Annotated in this window: 21 protein-coding genes; 2 read left to right on the forward strand and 19 right to left on the reverse strand. The window is 62.3% G+C overall.

The window, feature by feature from the left end; all coding sequences use genetic code 11:
• Nucleotides 1–40: 40 nt before the first annotated feature.
• The 16 genes from IV500_RS09220 to IV500_RS09295 form a co-directional block, all read right to left on the reverse strand.
• Nucleotides 41–2947, reverse strand: coding sequence for a DEAD/DEAH box helicase (locus IV500_RS09220; RefSeq protein WP_196396517.1), 2907 nt, complete (start codon nucleotides 2945–2947; stop codon nucleotides 41–43).
• Between the two features lie 18 nt (nucleotides 2948–2965).
• A complete protein-coding gene (gene tatC, locus IV500_RS09225; RefSeq protein ID WP_196396607.1) occupies nucleotides 2966–3772 on the reverse strand; it encodes a twin-arginine translocase subunit TatC in 807 nt (268 codons plus the stop codon).
• Between the two features lie 51 nt (nucleotides 3773–3823).
• Nucleotides 3824–4165, reverse strand: coding sequence for a Sec-independent protein translocase subunit TatA (tatA, locus tag IV500_RS09230; protein ID WP_196396518.1), 342 nt, complete (start codon nucleotides 4163–4165; stop codon nucleotides 3824–3826).
• Between the two features lie 59 nt (nucleotides 4166–4224).
• Nucleotides 4225–4659 (reverse strand): hypothetical protein, encoded by a 435-nt coding sequence (locus tag IV500_RS09235; protein ID WP_196396519.1) that lies wholly within the window; start codon nucleotides 4657–4659, stop codon nucleotides 4225–4227.
• Nucleotides 4660–4668: 9 nt separating this feature from the next.
• The gene (locus IV500_RS09240) at nucleotides 4669–6789 is read right to left on the reverse strand and encodes a helix-turn-helix transcriptional regulator (protein ID WP_196396520.1); all 2121 of its coding nucleotides are present in this window, start codon (nucleotides 6787–6789) and stop codon (nucleotides 4669–4671) included.
• A 91-nt stretch (nucleotides 6790–6880) separates the two neighbouring features.
• Nucleotides 6881–7279 (reverse strand): FKBP-type peptidyl-prolyl cis-trans isomerase, encoded by a 399-nt coding sequence (locus tag IV500_RS09245; protein ID WP_196396521.1) that lies wholly within the window; start codon nucleotides 7277–7279, stop codon nucleotides 6881–6883.
• 58 nt (nucleotides 7280–7337) lie between these two features.
• Complete coding sequence (locus IV500_RS09250; RefSeq protein ID WP_196396522.1) at nucleotides 7338–8303, reverse strand: FKBP-type peptidyl-prolyl cis-trans isomerase; 966 nt, start codon at nucleotides 8301–8303, stop codon at nucleotides 7338–7340.
• Between the two features lie 134 nt (nucleotides 8304–8437).
• The gene (gene pafA / locus IV500_RS09255; RefSeq protein ID WP_196396523.1) at nucleotides 8438–9814 is read right to left on the reverse strand and encodes a Pup--protein ligase; all 1377 of its coding nucleotides are present in this window, start codon (nucleotides 9812–9814) and stop codon (nucleotides 8438–8440) included.
• A 2-nt stretch (nucleotides 9815–9816) separates the two neighbouring features.
• Complete coding sequence (gene prcA, locus IV500_RS09260; protein WP_196396524.1) at nucleotides 9817–10557, reverse strand: proteasome subunit alpha; 741 nt, start codon at nucleotides 10555–10557, stop codon at nucleotides 9817–9819.
• A 1-nt stretch (nucleotide 10558) separates the two neighbouring features.
• Nucleotides 10559–11395, reverse strand: coding sequence for a proteasome subunit beta (gene prcB, locus IV500_RS09265; RefSeq protein WP_196396525.1), 837 nt, complete (start codon nucleotides 11393–11395; stop codon nucleotides 10559–10561).
• Nucleotides 11396–11403: 8 nt separating this feature from the next.
• Nucleotides 11404–11607 (reverse strand): ubiquitin-like protein Pup, encoded by a 204-nt coding sequence (locus tag IV500_RS09270; protein WP_196396608.1) that lies wholly within the window; start codon nucleotides 11605–11607, stop codon nucleotides 11404–11406.
• 53 nt (nucleotides 11608–11660) lie between these two features.
• On the reverse strand, nucleotides 11661–13274 hold the full coding sequence (dop, locus tag IV500_RS09275; RefSeq protein WP_196396609.1) for a depupylase/deamidase Dop: 1614 nt from the start codon (nucleotides 13272–13274) through the stop codon (nucleotides 11661–11663).
• Between the two features lie 42 nt (nucleotides 13275–13316).
• Nucleotides 13317–15023 carry a proteasome ATPase gene (gene arc, locus IV500_RS09280; protein WP_312875880.1) on the reverse strand — a complete coding sequence of 569 codons (1707 nt, stop codon included), beginning with the start codon at nucleotides 15021–15023 and terminating at the stop codon, nucleotides 13317–13319.
• A 124-nt stretch (nucleotides 15024–15147) separates the two neighbouring features.
• Nucleotides 15148–16230 carry a tRNA (adenine-N1)-methyltransferase gene (locus IV500_RS09285; RefSeq protein WP_196396526.1) on the reverse strand — a complete coding sequence of 361 codons (1083 nt, stop codon included), beginning with the start codon at nucleotides 16228–16230 and terminating at the stop codon, nucleotides 15148–15150.
• Between the two features lie 117 nt (nucleotides 16231–16347).
• Nucleotides 16348–17508 (reverse strand): site-2 protease family protein, encoded by a 1161-nt coding sequence (locus IV500_RS09290; RefSeq protein WP_196396611.1) that lies wholly within the window; start codon nucleotides 17506–17508, stop codon nucleotides 16348–16350.
• A gap of 8 nt (nucleotides 17509–17516) precedes the next feature.
• The gene (locus tag IV500_RS09295) at nucleotides 17517–18308 is read right to left on the reverse strand and encodes an HAD family hydrolase (protein WP_196396527.1); all 792 of its coding nucleotides are present in this window, start codon (nucleotides 18306–18308) and stop codon (nucleotides 17517–17519) included.
• 103 nt (nucleotides 18309–18411) lie between these two features.
• Between IV500_RS09295 and IV500_RS09300 the strand changes: the two genes are divergently transcribed.
• Entirely contained in the window at nucleotides 18412–19299 is an 888-nt protein-coding gene (locus IV500_RS09300) for a PAC2 family protein (protein WP_196396528.1), read from the forward strand.
• A 13-nt stretch (nucleotides 19300–19312) separates the two neighbouring features.
• On the opposite strand, the gene mshC is transcribed toward IV500_RS09300, so the two are convergent.
• Together mshC and IV500_RS09310 are read right to left on the reverse strand one after the other, a co-directional pair.
• Nucleotides 19313–20671 (reverse strand): cysteine--1-D-myo-inosityl 2-amino-2-deoxy-alpha-D-glucopyranoside ligase, encoded by a 1359-nt coding sequence (gene mshC, locus IV500_RS09305; RefSeq protein WP_196396529.1) that lies wholly within the window; start codon nucleotides 20669–20671, stop codon nucleotides 19313–19315.
• A 15-nt stretch (nucleotides 20672–20686) separates the two neighbouring features.
• A complete protein-coding gene (locus tag IV500_RS09310; RefSeq protein ID WP_196396612.1) occupies nucleotides 20687–21523 on the reverse strand; it encodes an undecaprenyl-diphosphate phosphatase in 837 nt (278 codons plus the stop codon).
• A 133-nt stretch (nucleotides 21524–21656) separates the two neighbouring features.
• Between IV500_RS09310 and IV500_RS09315 the strand changes: the two genes are divergently transcribed.
• Nucleotides 21657–22595, forward strand: a complete 939-nt coding sequence (locus IV500_RS09315) for an aldo/keto reductase (RefSeq protein WP_196396530.1) — start codon at nucleotides 21657–21659, stop codon at nucleotides 22593–22595.
• Between the two features lie 25 nt (nucleotides 22596–22620).
• Here IV500_RS09315 and IV500_RS09320 read toward each other — a convergent pair whose 3' ends face one another.
• Nucleotides 22621–22893 carry a hypothetical protein gene (locus IV500_RS09320; RefSeq protein WP_196396531.1) on the reverse strand — a complete coding sequence of 91 codons (273 nt, stop codon included), beginning with the start codon at nucleotides 22891–22893 and terminating at the stop codon, nucleotides 22621–22623.
• Nucleotides 22894–23014: the final 121 nt, after the last annotated feature.

Genomic DNA, 23014 nt, shown 5'->3' on the forward strand with positions numbered 1-23014 from the left:
ATCAGCAAAGTACAAGGTGCCGGTGAAGCGTTGGACTGCGCTATTGAACCACGGCCGAATAGGCCACCACGCCGCGGCGTACGGAGTTGATGGCGGCGACGCACAACCGTGCAAACGCGGGGTTCAGGGCAGGCACCTTGGCCAGTTGGTCGAGCGAGTCGATGACCTGTTTGGCCCAGCGGACAAAATCCCCGGCGGCCAGATCCGTCCCGGACAGCACATCCTTCAGTCCGCGGCCCTTGGCCCACTTGTACATCGGCCAGACAAGGCCCAGCTCCGGTTCGCCGGTGAGCGGGAGTTTGTGGGCCTCCTCCACATCCGCAAGGGCTGACCACTGTCGCATCACCGCGTCCACGGCCGTCTCCAAGCTGACACTTGGCATCCGCGGACGCAGCCCCCGATCATCGCGCTTGGCCTGGTACACCAGCGTGCAGACCAGTGTGGCCAGCTCCGCAGCGTCAAGGTCATCCAAGGCGCCGTCCCGAAGGCACAGCGAGACGAGCAGGTCTTTTTCGCCATAGATGCGCCGCAGCCGTTGCCCGTCGGTGCTTGGCCGCAGATCGCCCTCGGGTGTCGGCTCCAGATACCCATATCCGCAGAGCACGTCACAGACCCGGTCAAATGTCTTTGCAATCGTGTTCGTCCGACCCTGAATCTGCCGCTCCAAGGCATCAGTTTCACGGCGCAGCGTCCACCACCGCTCCGACCAGCGCGCATGACTCTCGCGCTCGCCGCAGCCATGGCACGGGTGGGCCCGCAGCCGGCGCCGCAAGTCGGTAATGGCCCGCTCCTGCCCGGTCGCGGCGTCGGAGAGCTGGAATTCAGGAGCCCTGCGTCCGGCCCCTGTGGCGTGCTCCGGCGCGCGCTCGTTCGATGCAGCCAAAGCATGGCGCACCGCTGCACACAAGTCCCGTCGGTCCTTCGCCAGTTTGACGTTGAACGCCTTCGGAATCCGGAGCTTTGTCACGGGAGCAATCGGACCGGCCAGATCATGAATACTCAGCCGTCGTATCTGCTTCTCCAACGTCAAAATGGTCGGTCTCGGTACATGCGCTGACGCATCGGCGCTGACGACGACGGCGATCCCTGGTGTGCCACCGCCGGGTACGGCCACCACATCCCCGGGCCGGAGCCGCTCCAGCGACTCTTCCGCTGCCGAACGGCGCAGGTGGGACTTCTGCCGGTCTGCGGCATTCTCCAGGTCCGTCAGCTCGCGGAGCATTCGCGCGTATTCACTGAAATCCCCCAAATGGCAAGTCATCGACTCCGCGTAGCCTGCCAGCGATTCCTGCCGCGACCGGACCTGCCTGGCCAGTCCGACGACGGACCGGTCGGCTTGGAATTGCGCAAAGGAGGATTCGAGGATTTCCCGTGCCCGAGGGCGGCCAAACTGCGCGAGCAAATTCATGCTCATGTTGTAGGTGGGCTGGAAGCTGGAGTTGAGCGGGTAGGTGCGCTTGGATGCGAGCCCCGCTACGGCGGCCGGGTCCGTTCCTGGCTGCCAAAGGACGACGGCGTGGCCTTCCACATCAATGCCGCGGCGGCCTGCGCGCCCCGTCAGCTGGGTGTACTCCCCCGCGGTGATGGCGACGTGGGCCTCGCCATTGTATTTATCCAGCTTTTCCAGCACCACCGAGCGCGCGGGCATATTGACCCCCAGTGCCAAGGTCTCGGTGGCAAATACCGCCCGGACCAGACCGTCCACAAAGAGCTGCTCGACGACTTCCTTGAAGGTCGGCAACATGCCGGCGTGGTGCGCAGCCAGACCCCGAATTAGTCCGTCCCGCCAGCTCCAGTACCCCAGAACCTCAAGATCATCCGCCGGGACTTCCCGGCAGGCCTCGTCGACGCGGCGGGCGATTTCCCGCTGTTCGTCCTCATTGGTCAGCCACAGCCCGGACTCGGCGCACTGCTTTACGGCTGCGTCACAACCTGCCCGGGAAAAGATAAACGTGATCGCAGGCAGTAGACCCTGCCGGTCCAGAGCGGTAATGACCTGGGTCCGGCTGGCCTTGCGCACCACTGAAAGCTGCTGCCCGCGCGCCGCAGCAGCAGCGCTGCCGGCCTGCGCACCTCTGTCCTGGTCCCTCAGCTGGGAATCACGCAGTCTGCCCCTGCGTTGGCCATTGCGCCCCGCGCCGTGGGCGTAGCGTCCACGCCCCGCGCCGGCCTCGGATCTCGCCAGCTTGGTCAGCTCGGGATTGACCTCAAAGGGATCGGGGCCTGACGGACCCGGGGCGGCGTCCGGAAGCTGATCGAACGGGGTGTCGGAGGCGAAGAGATCCACAATATCCCGGCCAACCATGACGTGCTGCCAAAGGGGCACCGGCCGGTGCTCGGTGACGATCACATCCGTATCCCCGCGGACGGTGTCCAGCCAAGCGCCAAATTCCTCAGCGTTGGAGACCGTGGCGCTGAGCGAGGCCAGTTGCACCTCGCTGGGCAAATGGATAATGACCTCTTCCCAAACAGCCCCGCGGAACCTGTCCGCCAGATAATGCACCTCGTCCATCACTACATAGGCCAGGTCGTCAAGAGCCTCAGAGCCTGCGTACAACATATTGCGCAGTACCTCGGTGGTCATCACGATCACCGGTGCGTCCGGATTAATGTTCGTGTCGCCGGTGAGCAGCCCGACATTTTCGGACCCGTACTTGTCGGCAAGATCGCTGTATTTCTGGTTGCTCAGCGCCTTGATAGGCGTGGTGTAAAACGCTTTGAGGCCGCGGGCCAGCGCCAGATAAACGGCGAACTCGCCGACAATGGTCTTACCGGACCCGGTGGGCGCAGCCACCAGAACTCCGCGGCCGGCCTCCAGAGCGGCACAGCCCTGCAGCTGGAATTCATCAAGGTCGAACGCGTTGGTCCGCTGGAATTCACCCAACCGGGTCCGGGCGCGTGCAGAACGGGCCTTGGCCGCCTGATATCTCTGTGCTGGCGAGGACATATCCCTAGCCTACGGTAGCTATAGCTGCTCCAGATCCGTTCCCAGTTCCTGGAAAGGTGTCGCGGTATCCGCAGTGGCTTCGGTTTCCGCTACCCGCTTGGAGGTTTTCCTGGCCCGGCGTTTGTCGTTAAGAATGCACAGCCCAATGGCGCCAAAATAAAGCACCAGCAACGGGGCGCCAAGGAAGAACATGGAGAACGCGTCGGAGCCGGGCGCTGCCATCGCCGAAACAACCGTGACTGCCAAAATGGTGATCCGCCAGGCCTTCAGCATCGTCCTGCCTGCGATGATTCCGGCCATATTCACGGCAACCAGCACCACCGGGACCAAAAAAGCAATCCCCATAAACAGCATCAGTTGCATGACGAAGGTCAGATAGTCGGTGGCATGAATGATATTGGATCCGCCGACCGGAGTGAAGGAGGTCAGCGCAACAACAATATTGGGCAGGATCAGCCACCCGGTCCAGATGCCGGCCAGAAACAAAGGAATTGCCGAGAACATATAACTGAGCGTGTACCGGCGCTCTTTGCTCGTCAGCCCGGGAGTGATGAAGGCCCACAGCTGATAGATCCACACCGGCGACGAAAAGATCGCCCCGAGGAAGAATGCGCTCTGGATTTTCAGGTCGAAGGACGTGGAGACACCGTCGAAGTTCAACGAAGCCACAACGCCGCGCTGCTTGCTGATTTCCATCAGCGGCTGTGCAACGTCGGTAAAAAGCCGGTCATACAAAATCCAGCCAATAACCGCACCGACAACAAGGGCAATGGCGCACTTGAAGAGCCGATTGCGCAGCTCGATCAGGTGCTCTTTGAGGGCCATCCGACCCTCAGGATTGGATTTGCGCCCCGTCTTTGAGCTCACCGGCCCTAGCTAGGAGGGATTACCGGTGCCCGGCGTCCGGCCGTCACCTTTGTATTGACCTTCGGCACCGTAGTGGCCTTCGGGGCCGTAGTGTCCCCCCGCCTGCGGCGGGTTGTTGACAATCCTGCCTTCGACCGGCGGCTCTTGCGGTGTCATAGGCGCTGCATTCGGACCGGGGTTGGGAGCATCCGTTTTCCCGTCCGTCTTCATTTCCTTGACCTCGGACTTAATGATCCGCATGGACTGGCCAAGACTGCGGGCCATTCCCGGAAGCTTGGGGGCCGCAAAGAGCAGCACAATCACGATGATGATAATGAGAACAACCCAAGGGTTCTCAAACAATTTGCCCACGATACGTCCCTTCCTTTTGGTACATCCTACGTCTTATCAGAGGACTCTGCTGCAATGCGTCAGTCCAGCAGCACTTCGATGTCGCGCCAGGATTGGAGTTGACCGCGTTCGCTCCGGCGGGCCACCCGCATCCGGCGGCGCCTGTTGACCCGCTCGGCCTTCGCCGAGGTGTAATCATCCTTCATTTGATCCGGGGAAGCAAAAACCGCCCAACCCGGAAGCTTGCCCGTTGCCTGCCCCCGGGCCACAGCCTGCGTGTCACCGTCCCGGGCACTGTCCCCTTCACCGGCACTGTCCCCTTCACCAGCACTGCGCGCGGCGCTGAGCTTTTGTTCCGCACCGGCGCGGTATCGGGTCAGCTCCTCACCTGCATGGTGGAAGGCGTCGAGGGTTGCTGAAAACCCGCGCCACGTCCTGATGCCGAGCAGCAGCAGGTACACAAGGGACAGCGCGACCAGCGCAATCCAAATGACAATCCACGACCACCAAGGCATACCCGCAGTCTATCGGTCCCTGTCCGTGTCGCCGTCCCCGGCACCGCCCGTGTTGCTGCCGGCAGACGCCGCGCGGGCATACCCGGCCACGGCGTCCTGGAGGAATGCCGTAGTTTCCGCCCGCAGATCTGCCGGCTCCAACACCTGACCGCCTCCGGCGAGCCGTGCCATCAGCGCGGGGACCGCCGCAGCCCGCCCCACTTTGATGCGCACCGCGGTCCTGCCATCGGGCAGGGAGGCCTGCTCCCGTGCACTGTAGGCCCCCGCGACCCACTGCGCGGAACCATCCAAAGCGATCACTACGTCCAGATCCTTAGTCCCCGGTGTAAAGGCGCTTTCCGGCAACGGCGCGTTCACCGGCAGCTCGTGCGCAGCGGCGGCCTCCCCGGTGGGATAAGCGGTCCGGATATTATCCAGCCGGAAATTGCGCAACCCGTGGGCAGAGGTGCACCACGCTTCCACGTACCAGTGCGAATCCAGGGAAAAAATCCGTAACGGCTCAATCACCCTGTCCGTCAGTTCGTCGCGGACGGGAACAAAGTAGCTGATCCGCACCCGCGCACCGCCAGTGACCGCCCGCTGCAGGACGGACAGCGTGGGCAGGGACGCCCGCGGGGTAATCCGGGCCTGCACCACCTCCGCAAGCCAGGCGTCCGAGCCCGCAATATTCCGCACGCTCTCCAGCACCGACCGCAGTGTCTGATTGCCGCCGTCGTCCGGAAGCGCGCCGTCGTCCGGGAGCGACTGCAATGCTTCCAGCCCGACCAAAAGCGCGCAGGCTTCCTGCTGTGTCAGGCGCAGGGGTCTGGCCAGTTCGTCAGCGTCCCGGATGAAGACCGATCCCTCGTCCCATCGGACGTCAATCAACTCCCCGTGTTGGTAACCGGGCAGGCCGCAGACCGAGAGCAGCGCCAGGTCCGCCTCCAGCTCAGACAAACCGATGCCGAATTCCTCGGCGACGGTGGCTGCTTCGATACCGGAGTTCTGCACGAGAAAGGGCACCAGATCCAGGAGCCTTCGCAGCCGGTCTTCGCTGGTTGGCTTTGGCCGGCGCGGCACCGGCGGCCGGGAGAAGTCGGCCGCCGGAGCGCCGTTGGCGGCGATCTTGGCTGCGCCTTTGAGCCGACGCAGCACCGCAGCGCGCAGAACGGGTGGTGCAAGAACGACGACGGCGGCACCCATGGCGGCAAGGTCGTCGGCCAGCAGCTCCGGCTCACGGTAGGGAACCGTGACACGGTCCCAGCCTTCCCGCTGCGCCGGCTCGCCGGTTTCGGTTGGCTTGGGGTCGGTTGGCTTGGGGTCGGTTGGCTTGGGGTCGGTTGGCTGACCCGCTGGATGGCTGGCGGCCAGTTCGCGAAGCAGCCGGCCGCGTCCGTCCGGCAGCTCCAGGACGGCCTCGCTTAGCGGCCCGGATCCCAACGAGTCCAGGACCGCTGCCATATCAAAATTTTCCGGTCGACTAAACGTCGCCTTACGGTCAATGCGGACGTTAGAGGTGATTCGGGACAGGCGATAGAGCCGTTGTTCGCTCCGCCTGACGTCCCGTCCGCTCAGATACCACTGACCGTATTTGTTGCCCAGCCCCCAGGGCTCCACCTGCCGCTGAACTGTCCGGACATCCTGAGAGCGCCGATAGGAAAAGGTCACGCGTTGATGATTGAGCAGGGCATCCCACAGCGGATCGAAGGCAGCTTCCGTGGTGCGCATCCGGGTCGCAATCACCGGCGCCGAGGCCGCCGGCTGGGCCTGGGCCACCGTCTCGAGCTTACGAAGCGCCCGGGCCGCAGCCGAGCCCAACGATGCCTGCTCCCACACTCTGGCAGCCAGCGAAAGGACGGCCAGGCCTTCGGGGTCCAGCCGGATCTGCGGCAACCGGTAGTCCTGCGGCCGGATCAGATACTTCCAGGCATCATCGCCCTCACCATGCGGGTCCCGCAGACTGGTAATTGGAATCCCGAGGTTCTTCAGATGCGTCTTATCCCGTTCAAACATCCGGCCAAAGGCATCGTCAGAAGACGTTGGATCGTAGCCGTTGATCCGGTTGCGCAGGAAATCGCGGCTGCGCCCGTACTTGGTGCCGAGCAGCGCGATTACCAGATTCATCAGGCGTTCAGTGGAAGATACAGACACACCCGCCAGAGTACTAGATCAGCGCAGAAAAGCGGCGCCCCGGACGACCGGGACACCGCCTTGCACGCCGCAAGGGCCTTGCGGCTTGGCCTTAGGCCCGTAGCCCCACCAGATCCACCACAAAGATCAGTGCTTCGTTCGGGCCAATTGCCCCACCTGCACCGCGTTCACCATAGGCGAGCCCGGAGGGAATCTCCAGCCGGCGCCGACCGCCTACCTTCATGCCCAGCAGCCCCTGATCCCAGCCCTGGATGACTTGGCCTACGCCGGCCTTGAAGTCCAGAGGCGCTCCACGGCCCCACGATGAATCGAATTCCTCGCCGCTGGAGAACGCCACTCCCACGTAGTGTGCGGAGACCGTATTTCCCGCCTGGACCTCAGGTCCGGAACCCTCGATCAGATCCTCAATCAGCAGATCCGTGGGGACCTCGTGGTCCGGAAAATCGATTTCCGGCTTCTGGCGGTCATATTCGCGCTGTCCAAAAGACATGGTGCTCCTTCTAATAATGGGGGATGAGTGCGGGGGCGGCCCGGAAAAAGTGCAGCCGTTACTGAACGCCGAGAATGTCGACTACGAATACGAGATCGCCATCCGGCTGGCCGGCGGTGGGATTCGGGTAACCCAGAGCCTTGGGGATGACCAGCAGAACGCGTGATCCGACGGTCTTGCCGGTCAGGCCCTGCGTCCAGCCCTGAATGACCCGGTTGAGAGGGAACGTGGCCGTCTGACCGCGGGCAAAGCTGGAATCGAAGGTTTTGCCATCCTTGTACGTCACGCCGACGTAGTTGGCAACGATCGTGTCGGTCGCCTTAACTGCCTGGCCCTTGCCCACAATCAAATCCTGTGCCACGAGCGAGGTCGAGGCCGGAGTGGTGGGAATCGTGATCTGTGGAACGCCCTTGTCATCGTCCTTGACCGCAGGCAGGCCGGCTGGCGGAGTGACCGCATCCCCCTCCGGCTTGGACAACGGCTTGGCGACATCTTTTGCCGACTCGATCAGGAAGACGACCAGCTGGGCCGGAGCTGCCGGCTGGCTCGGTGCTGCGCTGCTGCCCGGAACTTCCGGCGTCGCAGGCCGGGCATAAGCGATCTGGGAACCGACGTTGGCACCGACGAAGGTGTTGTAAACAAGCGGATTATTCTGTTCGAACGCGGCGTCAAAAACGTACGGGGCGCCGGTGGGGTCAGCGTAGCTGTTGCCCGGAGAGGTTCCGTCTTCGGCGTTGAAATCTATTTCCCGCAGGGTGAGGGACTGTCCGGCGTTGATTTTCGCGCCGTCACCCTCGGAAACAACCTTGATTGACTCGGCCGTGACCTTCAGCGGTTTGTCGAACTCCACCTTGGGAGCCTCGCCCTTGGCACCCGGTGTGACCTTGACGGATGCCAAGTCCTCAGCATGGGCGGCCGGCACGCTGACAGCAGGCGTCGACGACGCCCCGTCTGTGGAGTCTGCGGCACCGCAGGCGCTGAGCAGCAGCAGCGCGGGCAGGAATAGTGCAAGAAGTCGGCGCACGGAAACACTTTCGTCGATGACAGGTGGGGATTGGTACTCGGAACGGCGGCGCCTGGGCACACCGAACTCCAAAGCAGTTTAGCGGACCCACCTGAGTGTTCGCTCAAAAAGCGTTCCGACGCGCTAGAAGCGCGTCACTGCGCCTCCCGGTCGATGGACGCGATCAGCGCGTCGACGCGCTCATCGGTGCTGGCAAAGGGGTCTTTACACAGCACAGTCTGGTGCGAGCGGTCATTGAGCTTCAGGTGCACCCAGTCCACGGTGTAATCCCGCCCTGCCTCCTGCGCCTTACGAACGAAGTCCCCCCGCAGCTTGGCACGGGTGCTTTGCGGCGGAACGTCGACTGCGGCTTTTATCTCGGCGTCGCTGACGATGCGGGCCACCGATCCACGGGTGCGCAGAATATTAAAGAGGCCGCGATTGGCGGAAATGTCATGATAAGTCAGGTCCAGCTGGGCGACCCGCGGTGAATCCAGTCCAAGCCCGTTCCGGATCCGGTAACCGTCTACCAGTTTCTTCTTGATGGCCCAGTCAATTTCGGTGTCAATAGCGCTGTAGTCCTGGGTCTCAATCGCGTCCAACGCCCTGCCCCAGAGGTCCAGAATCTGCGGGACGTAATCGTTGTGGGCACCCTCCCGGGCGACAAAGGCTGTGACAACGGTGAGGAATTCGCGCTGGATCTCCAGTGCGGACAGCTCGCGGCCATTTGCCATTTTGACCGGTTGCCGGCCGGTGAGGTCGTGGGAAATCTCCCGGATGCTGCGAATGGGGTTTTCCATCCGCATGTCGCGCATTATGACACCCTTTTCCACCATACGCAGTATGAGGTCCACGGTGCCGACCTTCAACAAAGTTGTCGTCTCGGACATGTTGGAATCGCCGACTATGACGTGCAACCGCCGGTAGAACTCGGCATCGGCGTGTGGTTCATCGCGCGTATTAATGATTGGACGCGACCTGGTGGTGGCCGAAGAGACGCCTTCCCAAATGTGATCTGCCCGTTGGGAGAACGCAAAAGCAGCGCCGCGCCCGGTGTTCAGGACCTTGCCGGCCCCGGCGATCAGCTGGCGGGTAACCAGGAACGGAATGAGGATCTCGGCAAGTCGGGCAAATTCGCCGCGGCGTGGAATCAGGTAGTTCTCATGGCTGCCATAGGAGTTTCCGGCAGAATCGGTGTTGTTCTTGAACAGGAAGATTTTTCCCTCGAAGCCCTCCTGCTGCAATCGGCCCTGCGCTTCCTGCACCAGGTCGTCAAGAATAAGCGTGCCGGCCTGGTCGTGGGCTATCAGCGCCGCGATGTCATCACATTCGGCGGTGGCATATTCCGGATGCGATCCGACATCCAGGTACAAACGGGACCCGTTGGTCAGGAATACGTTGGAGGACCTCCCCCAGCTGACCACCTTGCGGAACAGGTAGCGGGCCACCTCTTCCGGAGACAGCGGGCGCGATCCCGGGCTGGAATAGGAAATACCAAACTCAGTTTCAATGCCGAAAATGCGCTTGTCCATGGTTATCCGGCCGCCTCTTCTGCCAACAGGCCAAGGATGTCGCGCTCGCTGAGCCGTCGGAAGGCCCGCTTTACACCACGGTTGGTCTCCGAGTCCCGGTCCAGCACCGCCACTTCCAGGCTGCCGGCAGGACTTTTCGTCGGGGCGCCCACCTGTTCACCGGCGGCTGCCGGGGTTCCGAGCCCGAGTGCGGCAACGGCCCGACGAATGGTGCCGGCAAACCCCGCTGACGCATCCCAGCTGCCGCCGACTGCCTCCGCTACTGTCTCCGCCTGGCCCCCCATCACCACGAATCCGTAGGCATCGGCGATCGATCCGTCGAAAGTCAACCGATACAAGTGGTCCTCCCCTTGGTTCCGGCCCACCTCCGCCACAGCAAGTTCCACCTCAAACGGCTTCTGTTCGGCGGTGAAGACGGCTCCCAAACTTTGCGCATACACGCTGGCCAGCCCCCTTGCCGTGACATCCTCGCGGTCATAGGAATAGCCTCGGACATCGGCGTACCGGACTCCAGCCTGCCGCAGGCTTTCAAACTCGTTGTACTTACCCACTGCGGCAAAGGCGATCTTGTCGTAAATTTCACCGATCTTATGCAGCGACGGCGACGGGTTCTCGGCCACCAGCGCGATACCCTCCGCGCAGCTGATGACGACGACAGAGCGCCCGCGCGCTATCCCCTTTCGCGCGAAATCCGCTCGGTCCTTCATCATCTGTTCCGGAGAAACGTAGAATTGCTGCGTCATCTCAGGCCTCCCGGGCCAGCAGCGCGCGGGCAGCCACGACGGTCTCGACAACAGAAGCGAGCTCGCGTTCGCTCACCTTGCTGGAGCCGGTACGGGTCACGGTGTACACAATGGGCCAGAGCCGGCGCACCATGTCCGGCCCCCCGGTGGCGGAATCGTCGTCGGAGGCGTCATAGAGGGATTCCACCGCTATGCGCACCGCTTCATCCTCCGTCATGTTCGGGCGCCACAGCTTTTTTAACGCGCCGCGGGCAAAGACGGATCCGGATCCGACGCTGTGGTGTTCCAATTCCTCATAGCGCCCTCCGGTGACGTCGTAGGAGAACAGCCGGCCAACGGATCGTCCGGCATCAAAGCCGGCAAAGAGCGGGATGACGGCCAGCCCCTGCATCGCCATCGGCAGATTTGCCCGGATCATTGCCCCAAGGCGGTTCGCCTTCCCCTCCAGGCTAAGCAGCGTACCCTCGATCTTCTCGTAGTGTTCCAGCTCGACCTGGAACAACCGCGTGATGTCAATGGCGATGCCGGCTGTACCGGCGATGCCCAGCACCGAATACTGGTCCGCCGGAAATACCTTTTCAATATGCCGGCTGGCAATCATCGAGCCCATCGTGGCGCGGCGGTCTCCCGCCATCACCACGCCGCCGGCGAATGAGAGCGCGACTATGGTGGTCGCGTGCGGGACGGCCGGCAGGTTCCCCTCCGGCAGGGCACGGGCCGTCGGACCCATGCCATATGGCAACAGGTCGGGACGGGACTGGGCCAGGTGTTCGCTGAAGGATGAGGTTGCTGCGGCGGATACCCGTCCGGCCGTTGATTCCCGGGAGATGTTGGCCATTGAGTTCCTTACTGTCCGCCCTTTTGGACAAAGCCCCGGACAAACTCTTCGGCATTGGATTCCAGCACGCCGTCGATTTCATCCAAAAGGTCATCCAGTCCCTCCGTCGCGGCGGTGGATTGCGCCGTGGCAGGGGCCGGCGGAGTGGAATCCCCGTGAGCCTCTTCTTCTTCGGTGCGTCCGGCAGTGTTCTTCTGTTCCTGACCAGCCATCATGATCCCCTTTCAAGCGTTCGTCCTGATGCCATCCTGTCACGAACCCTGTCTTAGCGGGGAGCGTCCAGCAGCTCAGACAGGAAGTCTGCGGCGTCAGCGTGCCGGTCGAACAGGGCGCCGGTGAGCGCACGTGTGCCGCGTAATGGTTCCCGCGTAGGGACCCGCTGCAGCCGGCGCTCGCCCGGAAGTTCAAAAATGACCGAGTCCCAGCTGGCCCCGATGACATGGGCGCCGTAACGCTGGATGCACCGGCCGCGAAAATATGCCCTGGTATCTTCCGGCGGTTGGCTTACGGCGTGTGCGATCTCTTCGTCGGAAACCAGCCGGTCGAGTCTGCCCCGGGACAATAAGCGGTAATACAGACCCTTTTCCGGGCGGACATCGGACCACTGCAGATCTATCAGGGCCAGCCGGGGGTCATTCCACGCCAGCGAATCCCTATCCCGGTACTGCTGCAGCAGGGATAGCTTGGCCGCCCACTCCACTGACCGCGCCGCCGCTGCCGGTCCGGCTGCCAACTGCGTGAGCACTTCCTCCCAGCGCCGCAGGACTTCATGCGTATATCCGTCGCCGCCGTTGACTGCGCCGGCGCCGGTCCGGCTGACATGGCCAATGGCGGCATCGAGGAACATCCACTGGATATCCAGCGCCGACATCTGCCGTCCGTCCGTCAGCCTGAGCAGGCCCTCCAGCGCCGTGTCGTGACTGACCTGGCGAAGAGATTGAACGGGGTGTTGGATCTGCAGCTGGGGAACCGTGCCGTGCTCGATCATGTCCAGCACCAGCGATGTGGTGCCGAATTTGAGAAAATTGGAGACCTGGCTGAGGTTCGCGTCACCAATGATTACATGCAGCCTGCGGTATTTTTCCGCCGTCGCGTGTGGTTCGTCCCGGGTGTTGATAATCGGTCTGCGGATGGTGGTTTCCAGCCCCACCTCCGCCTCGAAGAAATCCGCCCGCTGGCTCAGCTGGAAACCCGATTCAGCGCCGTCCTGCCCCAGACCTACCCGTCCGGCTCCGCAGATCAGCGCACGGGTGACGAAGAACGGCGTCAGTCCGGAAACTATGTCGGAAAAAGGCACCTGACGGGGCATCAGGTAGTTTTCGTGGCTGCCGTAGGAGACGGACTTATTATCCGTGTTGTTTTTGTACAGGCTGATGTCCGGCAGCCCGGGGGTGCGCGCTATCTGCCGCACCGCCGCCAGGACCACCTGGTCCCCGGCTGCATCCCACACCACGGCGTCACGTGGATTGGTTACTTCCGGGCTGGAGTACTCCGGATGGGCGTGGTCCACGTAGAGCCGGGCGCCATTACCGAGCACCATATTCATCATCAGCGGGCCAGTCCGGTCCCCCTCCGGATCGAGATTGGCCGGATCGCGGTCGGGATCCGGTTCACCGCCCTCCAGTGCTATCTGGGCGGCCGTCAATTCATCGGGACGATCCGTCAGCTGCGACGGATACGCCAACTCCCGCGGCATCGACCAGCCCCGCGCATCGGCCAGCGGATCCTCATCCGTGTAGTCCCAGCGCGCCTCGGCTCCGCCGGCCGCCCGCTCGCCCGTCACCAGCGCGTAGGCATGCACCACTTGGCTGGAGAGCCACGTGGCATTACTTCCAGGAGCCGACGGCGCATGGATCCCATACTCCGTCTCCGCCCCCATCACCCGCACGGCTGTCACAGCAAACCCCTCATGGCAGATCCGTCACAAATACTGTCCGGTGTTGGACATTGTCTCCAGCGTCTTACCCGGTTCCTGCCCGGCCTTGCCTTGGACAATGGTACGGATATAGGTGATACGTTCACCCTTTTTGCCCGAGATCCGCGCCCAGTCATCCGGGTTGGTGGTATTGGGCATGTCCTCATGCTCACGGAATTCATCTACGACGGCCCGGAGCAGATGATCAATCCGAATCCCCCGCTCGCCGCTGGTGAGCAGGTCCTTAATGGCATATTTCTTGGCCCGGTCCACCACGTTTTGAATGACAGCGCCGGAGTTGAAGTCCTTGAAGTAGAGCATTTCGGTGTCGCCGTTGGCATACGTCACTTCGAGGTACTCGTTGGACTTTTCGGTGGAATACATTGCCTCCACCGTCCGCTGGATCATCGCTTCCACCGTCGCGGTCCGGTCCCCGCCGTTGGCCGCCACATCATGGGCGTGAAAGGGAAGGTCGGCAGTGATGTATTTGGCGAAAATATCTGCCGCGGCCTCGACATCGGGGCGTTGGATCTTAACCTTTACATCCAGCCGGCCCGGCCGCAGGATCGCTGGGTCGATCATGTCTTCCCGGTTGGAAGCACCGATGACAATGACGTTGTCCAGCCGTTCGACGCCGTCAATCTCGCTGAGCAGCTGAGGCACGATGGTGGTTTCCACATCGGAGGAGATGCCGGTGCCCCGGGTGCGGAAGAGCGAGTCCATTTCGTCAAAGAAGACGACGACGGCGCTTCCGTCAGAGGCCTTCTCCCGGGCACGGCTGAAGATCATCCGGATCTGCCGTTCCGTTTCTCCCACGTACTTATCCAGCAGCTCGGGTCCTTTGATGTTGAGGAAGTAACTCTTCTGGTCCTTGGACCCGGACCGTTCCGCCGCCCGGGCCGCCAACGAATTCGCCACAGCCTTGGCAATCAGGGTCTTTCCACAGCCGGGAGGCCCGTACAGCAAAATACCCTTGGGTGGTTTGAGCCCGTGCTCCCGGTACAGATCCGGGTGCAGGAAAGGCAGCTCCACGGCGTCCCGGATCTGCTCAATCTGCGGCCCCAGCCCGCCAATGTCCTGATAGGAAATGTCCGGGACTTCCTCCAGAATGAGGTTCTCCACCTCGGAGCGGGGTACCTTCTCCAGCGCGTAGCCGGTGCGGGTATCCAGCGAGACGGCATCGCCAACGCGCAGCTTCTCGCTCTGCAGCGCCCCGGAGAGCCTTACGACGCGTTCGTCGTCGGACCTGCCGATGACCAGGGCCCGGTCCTCGCCAAGTAACTCCTTGACCGTTGCCAATTCGCCGACACGCTCAAAGCCCAGCGCGGCAACCACCGTCAGCGATTCGTTGAGCAGCACCTCCTGGCCGGCACTCAGGGACTTGATGTTCACCAGTGGACTCACGCCAACGCGCATCTTCCGGCCGGCATTGACAATGTCAACGCTCTCCTCCGTCTGTGCGACGCCGGTGGCATCCGCAGCGGCCATCCGCCGCGGATTGACCTGCACCAGGGTCCCAAAGCTAAACGGGGCCTGTCCATCCTTTTCCAGGGCGCTTCGCAGCTTGACGATCTCCGCCTTGGCGTTCTCCAGCGTGCTGACCAGCTTGGCGTTGTTCCCCGTTGCGGCTGCCAATTGCCGGTCAACGTAGCGAAGCTTGTCCCGCAGCACATTGAGCTGGCGCTCCATGGCGGCCTGCTGCTGGGATATCACAGCAGAATTCTGCTGTTGGCCCTGCTGATTACCGGTGTTGGTCGGTTCGCTCACGGTCGTCACATCCTTCCGTTAGGCGGCAATGGCCTTGCCTGGCTCTGCTTTCAATCCATTGTTTAAGACACTAGCCGTCTTTGGCGTTTTCGACGTGCTGCGGGCCGGATGTGTCGGTACTCTCACTCCCGGCGCCGACGGGCGCCGGCGCCGTTGCAGTTGCCTCACGCGCCGCCCGGCGCAATTTCTTTGCGGAAACGTCCCGTTCGCCGACGTTCGCCGGAGTCCAGGCATTGAGATCCTCGGCGCTGAACTCGGTTTTGGACGGACGCCGCTTGGGCGTCAGTCCGGTGACGCCGTCGGCCAGTCTGCGTGCGGTCAGCAGGAATCCCGTGTGCGCCACCATCCGATGATCCGGACGGACCGCCAGACCCTCCAGATGCCAGCCGCGGACCATGGATTCCCACGCGTCAGGTTCGGTAAACCGGCCGTCCGCGCGGATGGCTTCGGCCGTGCGGGACAGCTGCGTCACAGTAGCCACGTAGTTGATCCAGACGCCGCCTGGGGCGAGGACCGTAGCTACCGCATCGACGCATTCCCAGGGCGCCAGCATATCCAGTACCACGCGGTCAATGCTGGCGGGAGATTCCTGCCGTACTACTTCGTCCTGGAAGTCCCCCAGCGAAATCTTCCAGGCCGGGTGCTTCCCGCCAAAGATTGTCTCCACATTCCCGCGCGCGATATCGGCAAATTCCTCCCGGCGTTCAAAGGAATGCAGATAGCCACCGTCCCCGACGGCCCGCAGCAGCGAGATGGAAAGAGCTCCCGAACCGACACCGGCCTCAACCACCCGGGCGCCCGGATAGATGTCCCCCATCGTGATGATCTGACCGGCATCCTTGGGGTAGACAACGGCTGCGCCGCGCGGCATGGACAGCACAAAATCCGACAGCAGCGGCCGCAACGTCTGGTAGAGCTGGCCGACGTTATTCGCCACCACCGAACCTTCCGGCTGGCCGATGACCGCATCATGATTGAGGAAGCCCTTGTGCGTGTGATATGCCTGCCCGGGCGTGAGCGTAATCGTATTCATGCGGGTCCGTTCGTCCGTCAGCTGGACCCGCTCACCGGCGCGAAACGGACCACGGCGTGCCGCCGCCCCGTGCGGTTCTGCCCCGTTGCCGGCGGTCAGTTTGGCATTGCTCTGGCTCATGCTTAAAGTCCCTAACTCGAAAAGATGATGCGCGCTGTGCGGCGGATAGAAGAAAAACGGTTCAAACGCTGCTGATTCACTTGGTCCAACAGAAGCAGCGGTTCAGTGGCCGGTACTTCAGCGGCTCAGCCGTGGGTCGGGCCGTCCGGTAATGGCCGCCACGACCACTTCCTGCGTCAAGATACCCGTGACGCGGCCGTGCTGATCAATGACCGCGTATTCGCTGCCGGCCAGCTGAGCCAGGTACTGCACCAGTTCCTGGCCCGACGCCGTCTGCGGAACATAGGCCCCCTCCGCAAGGTTGCGGGCAACGGCGGACGCCGGAGTTTCGCCGGCAACAGCAGCCGGAACGGTGGCCAGGACGCCGCGGTCAACGATCGCCGTCGGCCGGCCCTCGCCGCTGCATAAGACGATTGTCTGCTGCAGATCGGGTCCGGCAACGGATAGTAGCTGCGCCACCGAGGAATCGGCCGGCACCCCGACGGCTCTGTCACTGAGCCGGCCGGCACTAATCAGCGGCAGCCGCAGCCGCATCCGGGAGTCTGTAATGGCACCGCTGGCACCAAGCCACAGGAACCCGCCGATAAAGATCACCACCAGGACATTAGTGGTGTCGGGCTGGGCGCCGGTCAGCAGCGGAATGCCGACGACCGCGACAACAAGCAGGATCACGATCGCACGTCCGGCCCATCCAGCCGCCACCGTACCCTTGTCCTGATTACCGGTGATCTTCCACACGATCGACTCCACCAGGCGTCCGCCGTCCAGCGGCAGGCCCGGCAGGACGTTAAAACCACCGATCAGGAGGTTGGCCCACAGGAAGATATTGACCAATGTGCTCAACACGGCCGCAGTCAACGTCTGCGGCACGCCCAATCCGTTCAGCAGCAGCCAGCCCAGGCCGGCGAGCACAATATTGGCTACCGGGCCGGCAAAGGCCACCAGCAACGAGCGCGCCGGCGTGGCCGTGAAGTTCTCAAACTGCGTGTGTCCGCCCCAGAGATTGAGCACAATCTTCTGAGTTGGCCAGTGATATGCCTTCGCCATCAGCGCATGCGCCAACTCGTGCACCAAAACGGAAAAAAGCAACAACAGCGCGTAGATGAACGCCACCAGATAGGCCCCGGCGCCCAGTGTTGGGTAGCCCTTGGCCAGCTGCGGACCAAAGAGAATTACAGTGAAGGCTGCGATCAGGAACCATGAATATGCCAGCACAATGGGAACGCCGGCAATTTTTCCCAACGGTATGCCGTCGCGGATCATCTTCGCGCCCGCCATCGGCGTGCTCACTGGGGCGTTCCCGCGGCCGGTGCGGACCGGGCACCAGGCGCGTTCGCCCGGTCAACCACAAGAGCGCGCAGATCCGCTACAGTCCTTCCGGAAAGCGACGGCCAGGTGGTGCGGCCGGAGTCCTCCGGCAGCGGCACCGTGTGCGGGATCGCCACCGTCACCACGCCGGAGGCCTGTGCCGACGCGACGCCGGGAATAGAGTCTTCCAGTGCCACGCACTCGTCAATAGTCAGCAGCGGATCGGCTGCCTGCAGGCGCCGGACGGCCGTCAGGTAAGGCTCCGGATGTGGCTTGCCGTGTTTGACGGCGTCGCCTGTGACCATGAATTCGAAGTAACCCGAGGGCAGACCAGCGACTATTTCCGCTGCCAGCGGGCCCTCGCTCATGGTCACCAAGGCACAGCGAACGCCTGCATCAACAAGGTCGTGCAGCAGTTTGCGTGCGCCCGGACGCCAGGGGATCTCATGGCGGACCTGGCGGATAACTTCGGCCGTAAGATGATCGATGATCCCGCGGACCGTCAGACGGACACCGGCCTGCTGCAGGACCCCGGCCGAGTGAACCAGAGACTGGCCCACCAGGGCCATGGCCTGTTCGTGGGACCACTCGCCACCGTGGGCCTGGACCAGCGCGAATTCCGAGGCGATCCAGTATGGTTCGGTATCTACGAGGGTGCCGTCCATATCCCATAGCGCCGCTTTGAGATCCACCGCACGGGACGCCTGCGGCCCGACCTCGGGCACTTGCGTGCTGCTGGCCTGGACGTTGGAAACAGACGAGGAATACATGCGGTCCATTCTACGGGGAGTGTCAGGGCCAAGCCGCCCGCCCATAAGCTGATCAACGGATTTTAGGCTGTGCGCCGAGCGCTCGACGTAGGCTGGAGAGGTGATGAGCTACGACGAAGACGCCACTGCCCCCGTAAGCCGGCTGATAGTGCCCGTCCCGGAAGGGGAACGGGTTACCGTCATGCTCGCAGCCTTCGAGGGTTGGAACGATGCCGGCGAGGCTGCCAGCGATTGTCTCAAATATCTGCACCGGCTCTGGGGCGCCAGGAAAATCGCCACGCTGAACCCCGATGAGTACTACGACTTCCAGTTCACCAGGCCGTCGGTACGGCGCAACACCGAGGGCGCCCGCAGGATTAAATGGCCAACGACCAAAATCACCAAGGCGTCCGTGCCCGAATCGAACCTGGATGTGGTCTTCGTGCATGGCATTGAGCCATCGTATAAATGGCGGGCCTATACGGCCGAACTGCTCGCCCAGGCGGCGGCTTTGAACGTGAATTACGTAGTCCTGGTCGGAGCACTGCTTGCAGATGTTCCGCACACACGGCCCATCCCGGTTACCGCCACCAGTGACGACGATGAACTGCGGACCCGGATGAACCTGGAATCCTCGCAGTACGAGGGACCCATCGGCATCGTGGGAGTACTGGACGAACTTTCCTTGCTGGCAGGTCTTCCCACTGTGTCGCTCTGGGCCGCCGTGCCCCATTACGTCGCCCAAGCCCCGTCGCCAAAGGCACAGCTGGCCCTGCTGAACAGGATTCAGGACCTGCTGCAGGTTACCTTTGACACGCACGAGATGAACGAAGATTCCGAAGCCTGGGAACGCGGCGTAAACGAACTGGCCACTGAGGACCCGGAGATAGCCGCCTACGTCCACCAATTGGAAGAGGCCAAGGACACAGCAGAGCTACCGGAGGCAAGCGGAGAATCCATCGCCCGTGAATTTGAACGCTACCTCAAGCGTCGTGGCCGCGACATGCCTTAATCAACGGCTTGTACTAGATAACAATGCCGAGCAAGGCCTCCAGAGCATCCGTCACTAGAGCGGCAGCCAACTCGGAGGAGGAGGTTTCACTCTCTGCCATCGTGCTGTCGGGTAACCTTTTGCCTTGCGCCGCCGCCCACTGATCCACAGCGGCCAGCGCACGCGGCGCGTCCAGGTCGGCAGCGAGAGCGGCACGTAGCTCTAAGATGAGTGTGCGCGCGGATCCCGGTAACGCACTCCCCAGTGCCTCGCGCCAACGCTTGAGCCGCGTTTGCGCCTGCTCGAGGACCTCGTCCGTCCAGAACCAATCGCTGCGGTAATGATGTGACAATATGGCTGTCCGAATGGCTGCGGGTTCAACCCCGTTGGCCCGGAGTTTTGAGACCAGCACCAGATTGCCCTTGGACTTGCTCATCTTTTCGCCGGCAAGGCCCACCATTCCCGTATGTACATAATGCCGGGCCATTTCCACCCCGCTCAGCGCATACGCATGGCCGGCTCCCATCTCATGGTGCGGAAAGACCAGATCCGAGCCACCACCTTGAACGGTAAACGGCGCGGGCAGAAAACGCTGGGCAATAACGGTGCATTCGATATGCCAGCCCGGGCGTCCGGCACCAAGGCTGGCTCCGGCCCAGCTGGGCTCCCCCGCACGGGCAACACGCCACAGCAGCGGATCAAGCGCGTTCCGTTTGCCGGCCCGCTCAGGGTCTCCCCCACGCTCGGCAAAGATCGGGAGCATTTCCTGCCGTGTCAGTGAGCTGATCTGCCCTAACCACCAGGCACCGTCGTCGGGCATGACTCCGTCGTCGGGCAAGATTCTGTCGGCCGGCAAGTTGCCGGCCGTGGGCATGGACGCAGAAGCAGCGTCGACGGAGAAATAGATATCCCCGGAAGGGTCGGTATCGCTGCCCGAAACCGGGTAAGCCAGCCCGGCCGCGACCAACCGTTCCACCTGTGGAACAATCCATTCAACGGACTCGACCGCACCGATGTAGTGCTCGGGTGCCAGGACGTTGAGCGCTTCCATATCCGCGCGGAACAAATCGGTCTGTTCCTTGGCCAGCTCACGCCAGTCGATTCCGTCCCGGTTTGCCCGTTCCAGAAGCGGATCGTCAACATCGGTCACATTCTGGACGTAACGCACGCTCTGGCCTGCGTCGTGCCAGGCACGATTGAGCAGATCGAACGCGACATACGTGGCGGCGTGGCCCATATGCGTCGCGTCGTAGGGCGTGATGCCGCACACATACATGCTCGATGACGCCTGAACCGGCAGCTCACGAACGGTAGCTGCACGGCTCTCATACAGCCTGATGGCGGGCATTGTTCCCGGGAGTTGGGGAACGGGACGGGATTTCCAAGACTTCACCGCTACAGTTTAGTGTCAGGCACTGATGACACCGAAACCGAGCAGCAGGAACAGCAGCAGGCCGAGTGCAATCCGATACCAGACAAATATCCGGTAACTATTACTGGAAATGTACTTCAGGAACCATCCGATGATCAGGTATCCCACTACGAACGCAATGGCCGTTGCAAGGGCCGTCTGACCTAGTCCAAAAGGTCCCTGTGCTCCCTCATGTTTTGCGAAGATTTTATACAGCTCATAGAACCCGCTGCCAAAGACCGCGGGAATCGCAAGCAAAAAAGAATACCGGGCAGCTGCTTCGCGGGTATAACCCATCAACAGCCCGGCAGTTATGGTTCCGCCCGAACGTGATACGCCGGGAATAAGCGCCAGCGCCTGTGCCAGTCCGAACAGGATGCCATGTTTCACGCTGAGGTCCTTCAGAGTGCGGTTCTGTTTAGCAACCGCATCCGCAACGGCCAGAATCAGACCAAAAACAATCAACGTGGTGGCCACAATCCACAGGTTACGCAACGAAGACTCAATAGCGTTCTGGAACACAATGCCCAGGACCACAATCGGAATGCTGCCGATTATCACCAGCCAGCCCATCCGCGCATCCGGATCGGAGCGCGGGACCGTGCCCCGTAAAGCGCCGAACCAGGCTCTAATGATCCGCAATATATCCCGCCAGAAAAAGACCACAACAGCTGTTTCCGTACCCAACTGGCTGACAGCTGTAAACGCGGCACCCGGATCGGTCCCGACCGGCAGGAACTTTCCGACAACGAACAAGTGTGCGCTTGAGGAAATCGGGAGGAATTCGGTTAGGCCCTGTACCAGGCCGAGGAAGGCAGCTTCAATCCAGTTCACCATCTGACCCTAAGGCACAAACCAACCCACTAACGGCTTAATGCACAAAAGACGCGCCGGATTCGCGTCCAATGATTATCGGTGGACGCCCGTAATTGCCCCGGGTTTAAACCCCGCATCGTAAGCTTGCCCTATGCAGCAACGATACGTCGGGTCCAGTGGATTGCGCGTCTCCGCCATTGGCCTGGGCACCATGTCCTGGGGAACCGACACGGATGAGGAGGCAGCCCGGAATCAGCTCCGTGCCTACGTCAGCGCCGGCGGCACCACGGTGGACACCGCCGCCGGCTATGGCGAAGGCCGCAGCGAAGCACTTCTGGGCAGCATGATCGGCGACGTCGTGGCCCGCAGCGAGGTGGTGCTGATATCCAAGGCCGGAATCAGCCGCCGCAACGGCAAACGCATGGTAGACACCTCCCGCAGGGCGATGCTCACGTCGTTGGATTCATCCTTGGCCAGGCTCCGAACAGACCATTTAGACTTATGGCTGGCCCACACGTGGGACGGTAACGTTCCTCTGGAGGAGACACTAAGCGCCTTAGACTACGCCGTCACGTCCGGACGAGTCCGCTACGCCGGTGTCTCCAACTACACCGGCTGGCAGTTGGCCCGTGCAGCGACAATGTCAGGCACCCCCGTGGTGGCTAATCAGGTGGAATATTCTTTGCTGCACCGCAGCGTCGAGGCCGAGATCACGCCCGCCTCCGAACATCTGGGCACCGGGTTGCTGTGTTGGGCTCCATTGGCCCGCGGCGTGCTGACCGGTAAGTACCGCGGCCAGATTCCTTCCGACTCCCGCGGCGCCAGCGAGGTATTGGCCGGATATGTCCAGCCATACCTTTCCGGGCTCCCCGCCAGAATTACAGAGGCAGTTGTCACTGCCGCCAAGGGGCTCGACAGGAGGCCTTTGGATGTGGCACTTAGTTGGCTCCTCGCACGACCGGCCGTTGCCGGGGCCGTCGTCGGCGCGCGCACCACCGGGCAGCTCAGGCAGGTCCTCGACGCCACGCTGGAGCGCTTGCCCGAGCAAATCGAGACTGTTTTGGACGAGGTTTCCAGCCAAGCCGGCTAGCCGGCAGCCATTGACCCCCAGGTAGTCAGTCGTCTATCGGTTCCAGATCGCCGTCGTCCTCATCGTCGTTGGAGTCCAGATCGTCGTCGTCCTCATCATCTTCGTAGATGACCAACGGCGTCACTTCGTTGCAGGCCTCGAAGAGTACTTCCTCGTAAATCTCGAAGGCATCAACAATGGCCAGATAGGCCGTCTCCACGGCCGGATCATCATCGCCGCGACGAGCGGAAGCAGCAGCCAGATGTTCCTCAAGAGCGGATGTCAGCGACTGCAGTGCGGCATGCGGATCTAGACTCATAGGGTGAACGCTACCAGTGCTCTGCGGAAGTTGTAAGCCCGGATCAGGAGCCGAAGCCTTCCGCAGAAAAGGTGGAGAAATCCCGCCGCCGATCCCCGAACCGACCCGAATTGCGGGCAGA

Source organism: Arthrobacter terrae (genome assembly GCF_015708085.1).
In the GTDB taxonomy this organism is placed as follows: domain Bacteria; phylum Actinomycetota; class Actinomycetes; order Actinomycetales; family Micrococcaceae; genus Arthrobacter_M; species Arthrobacter_M terrae.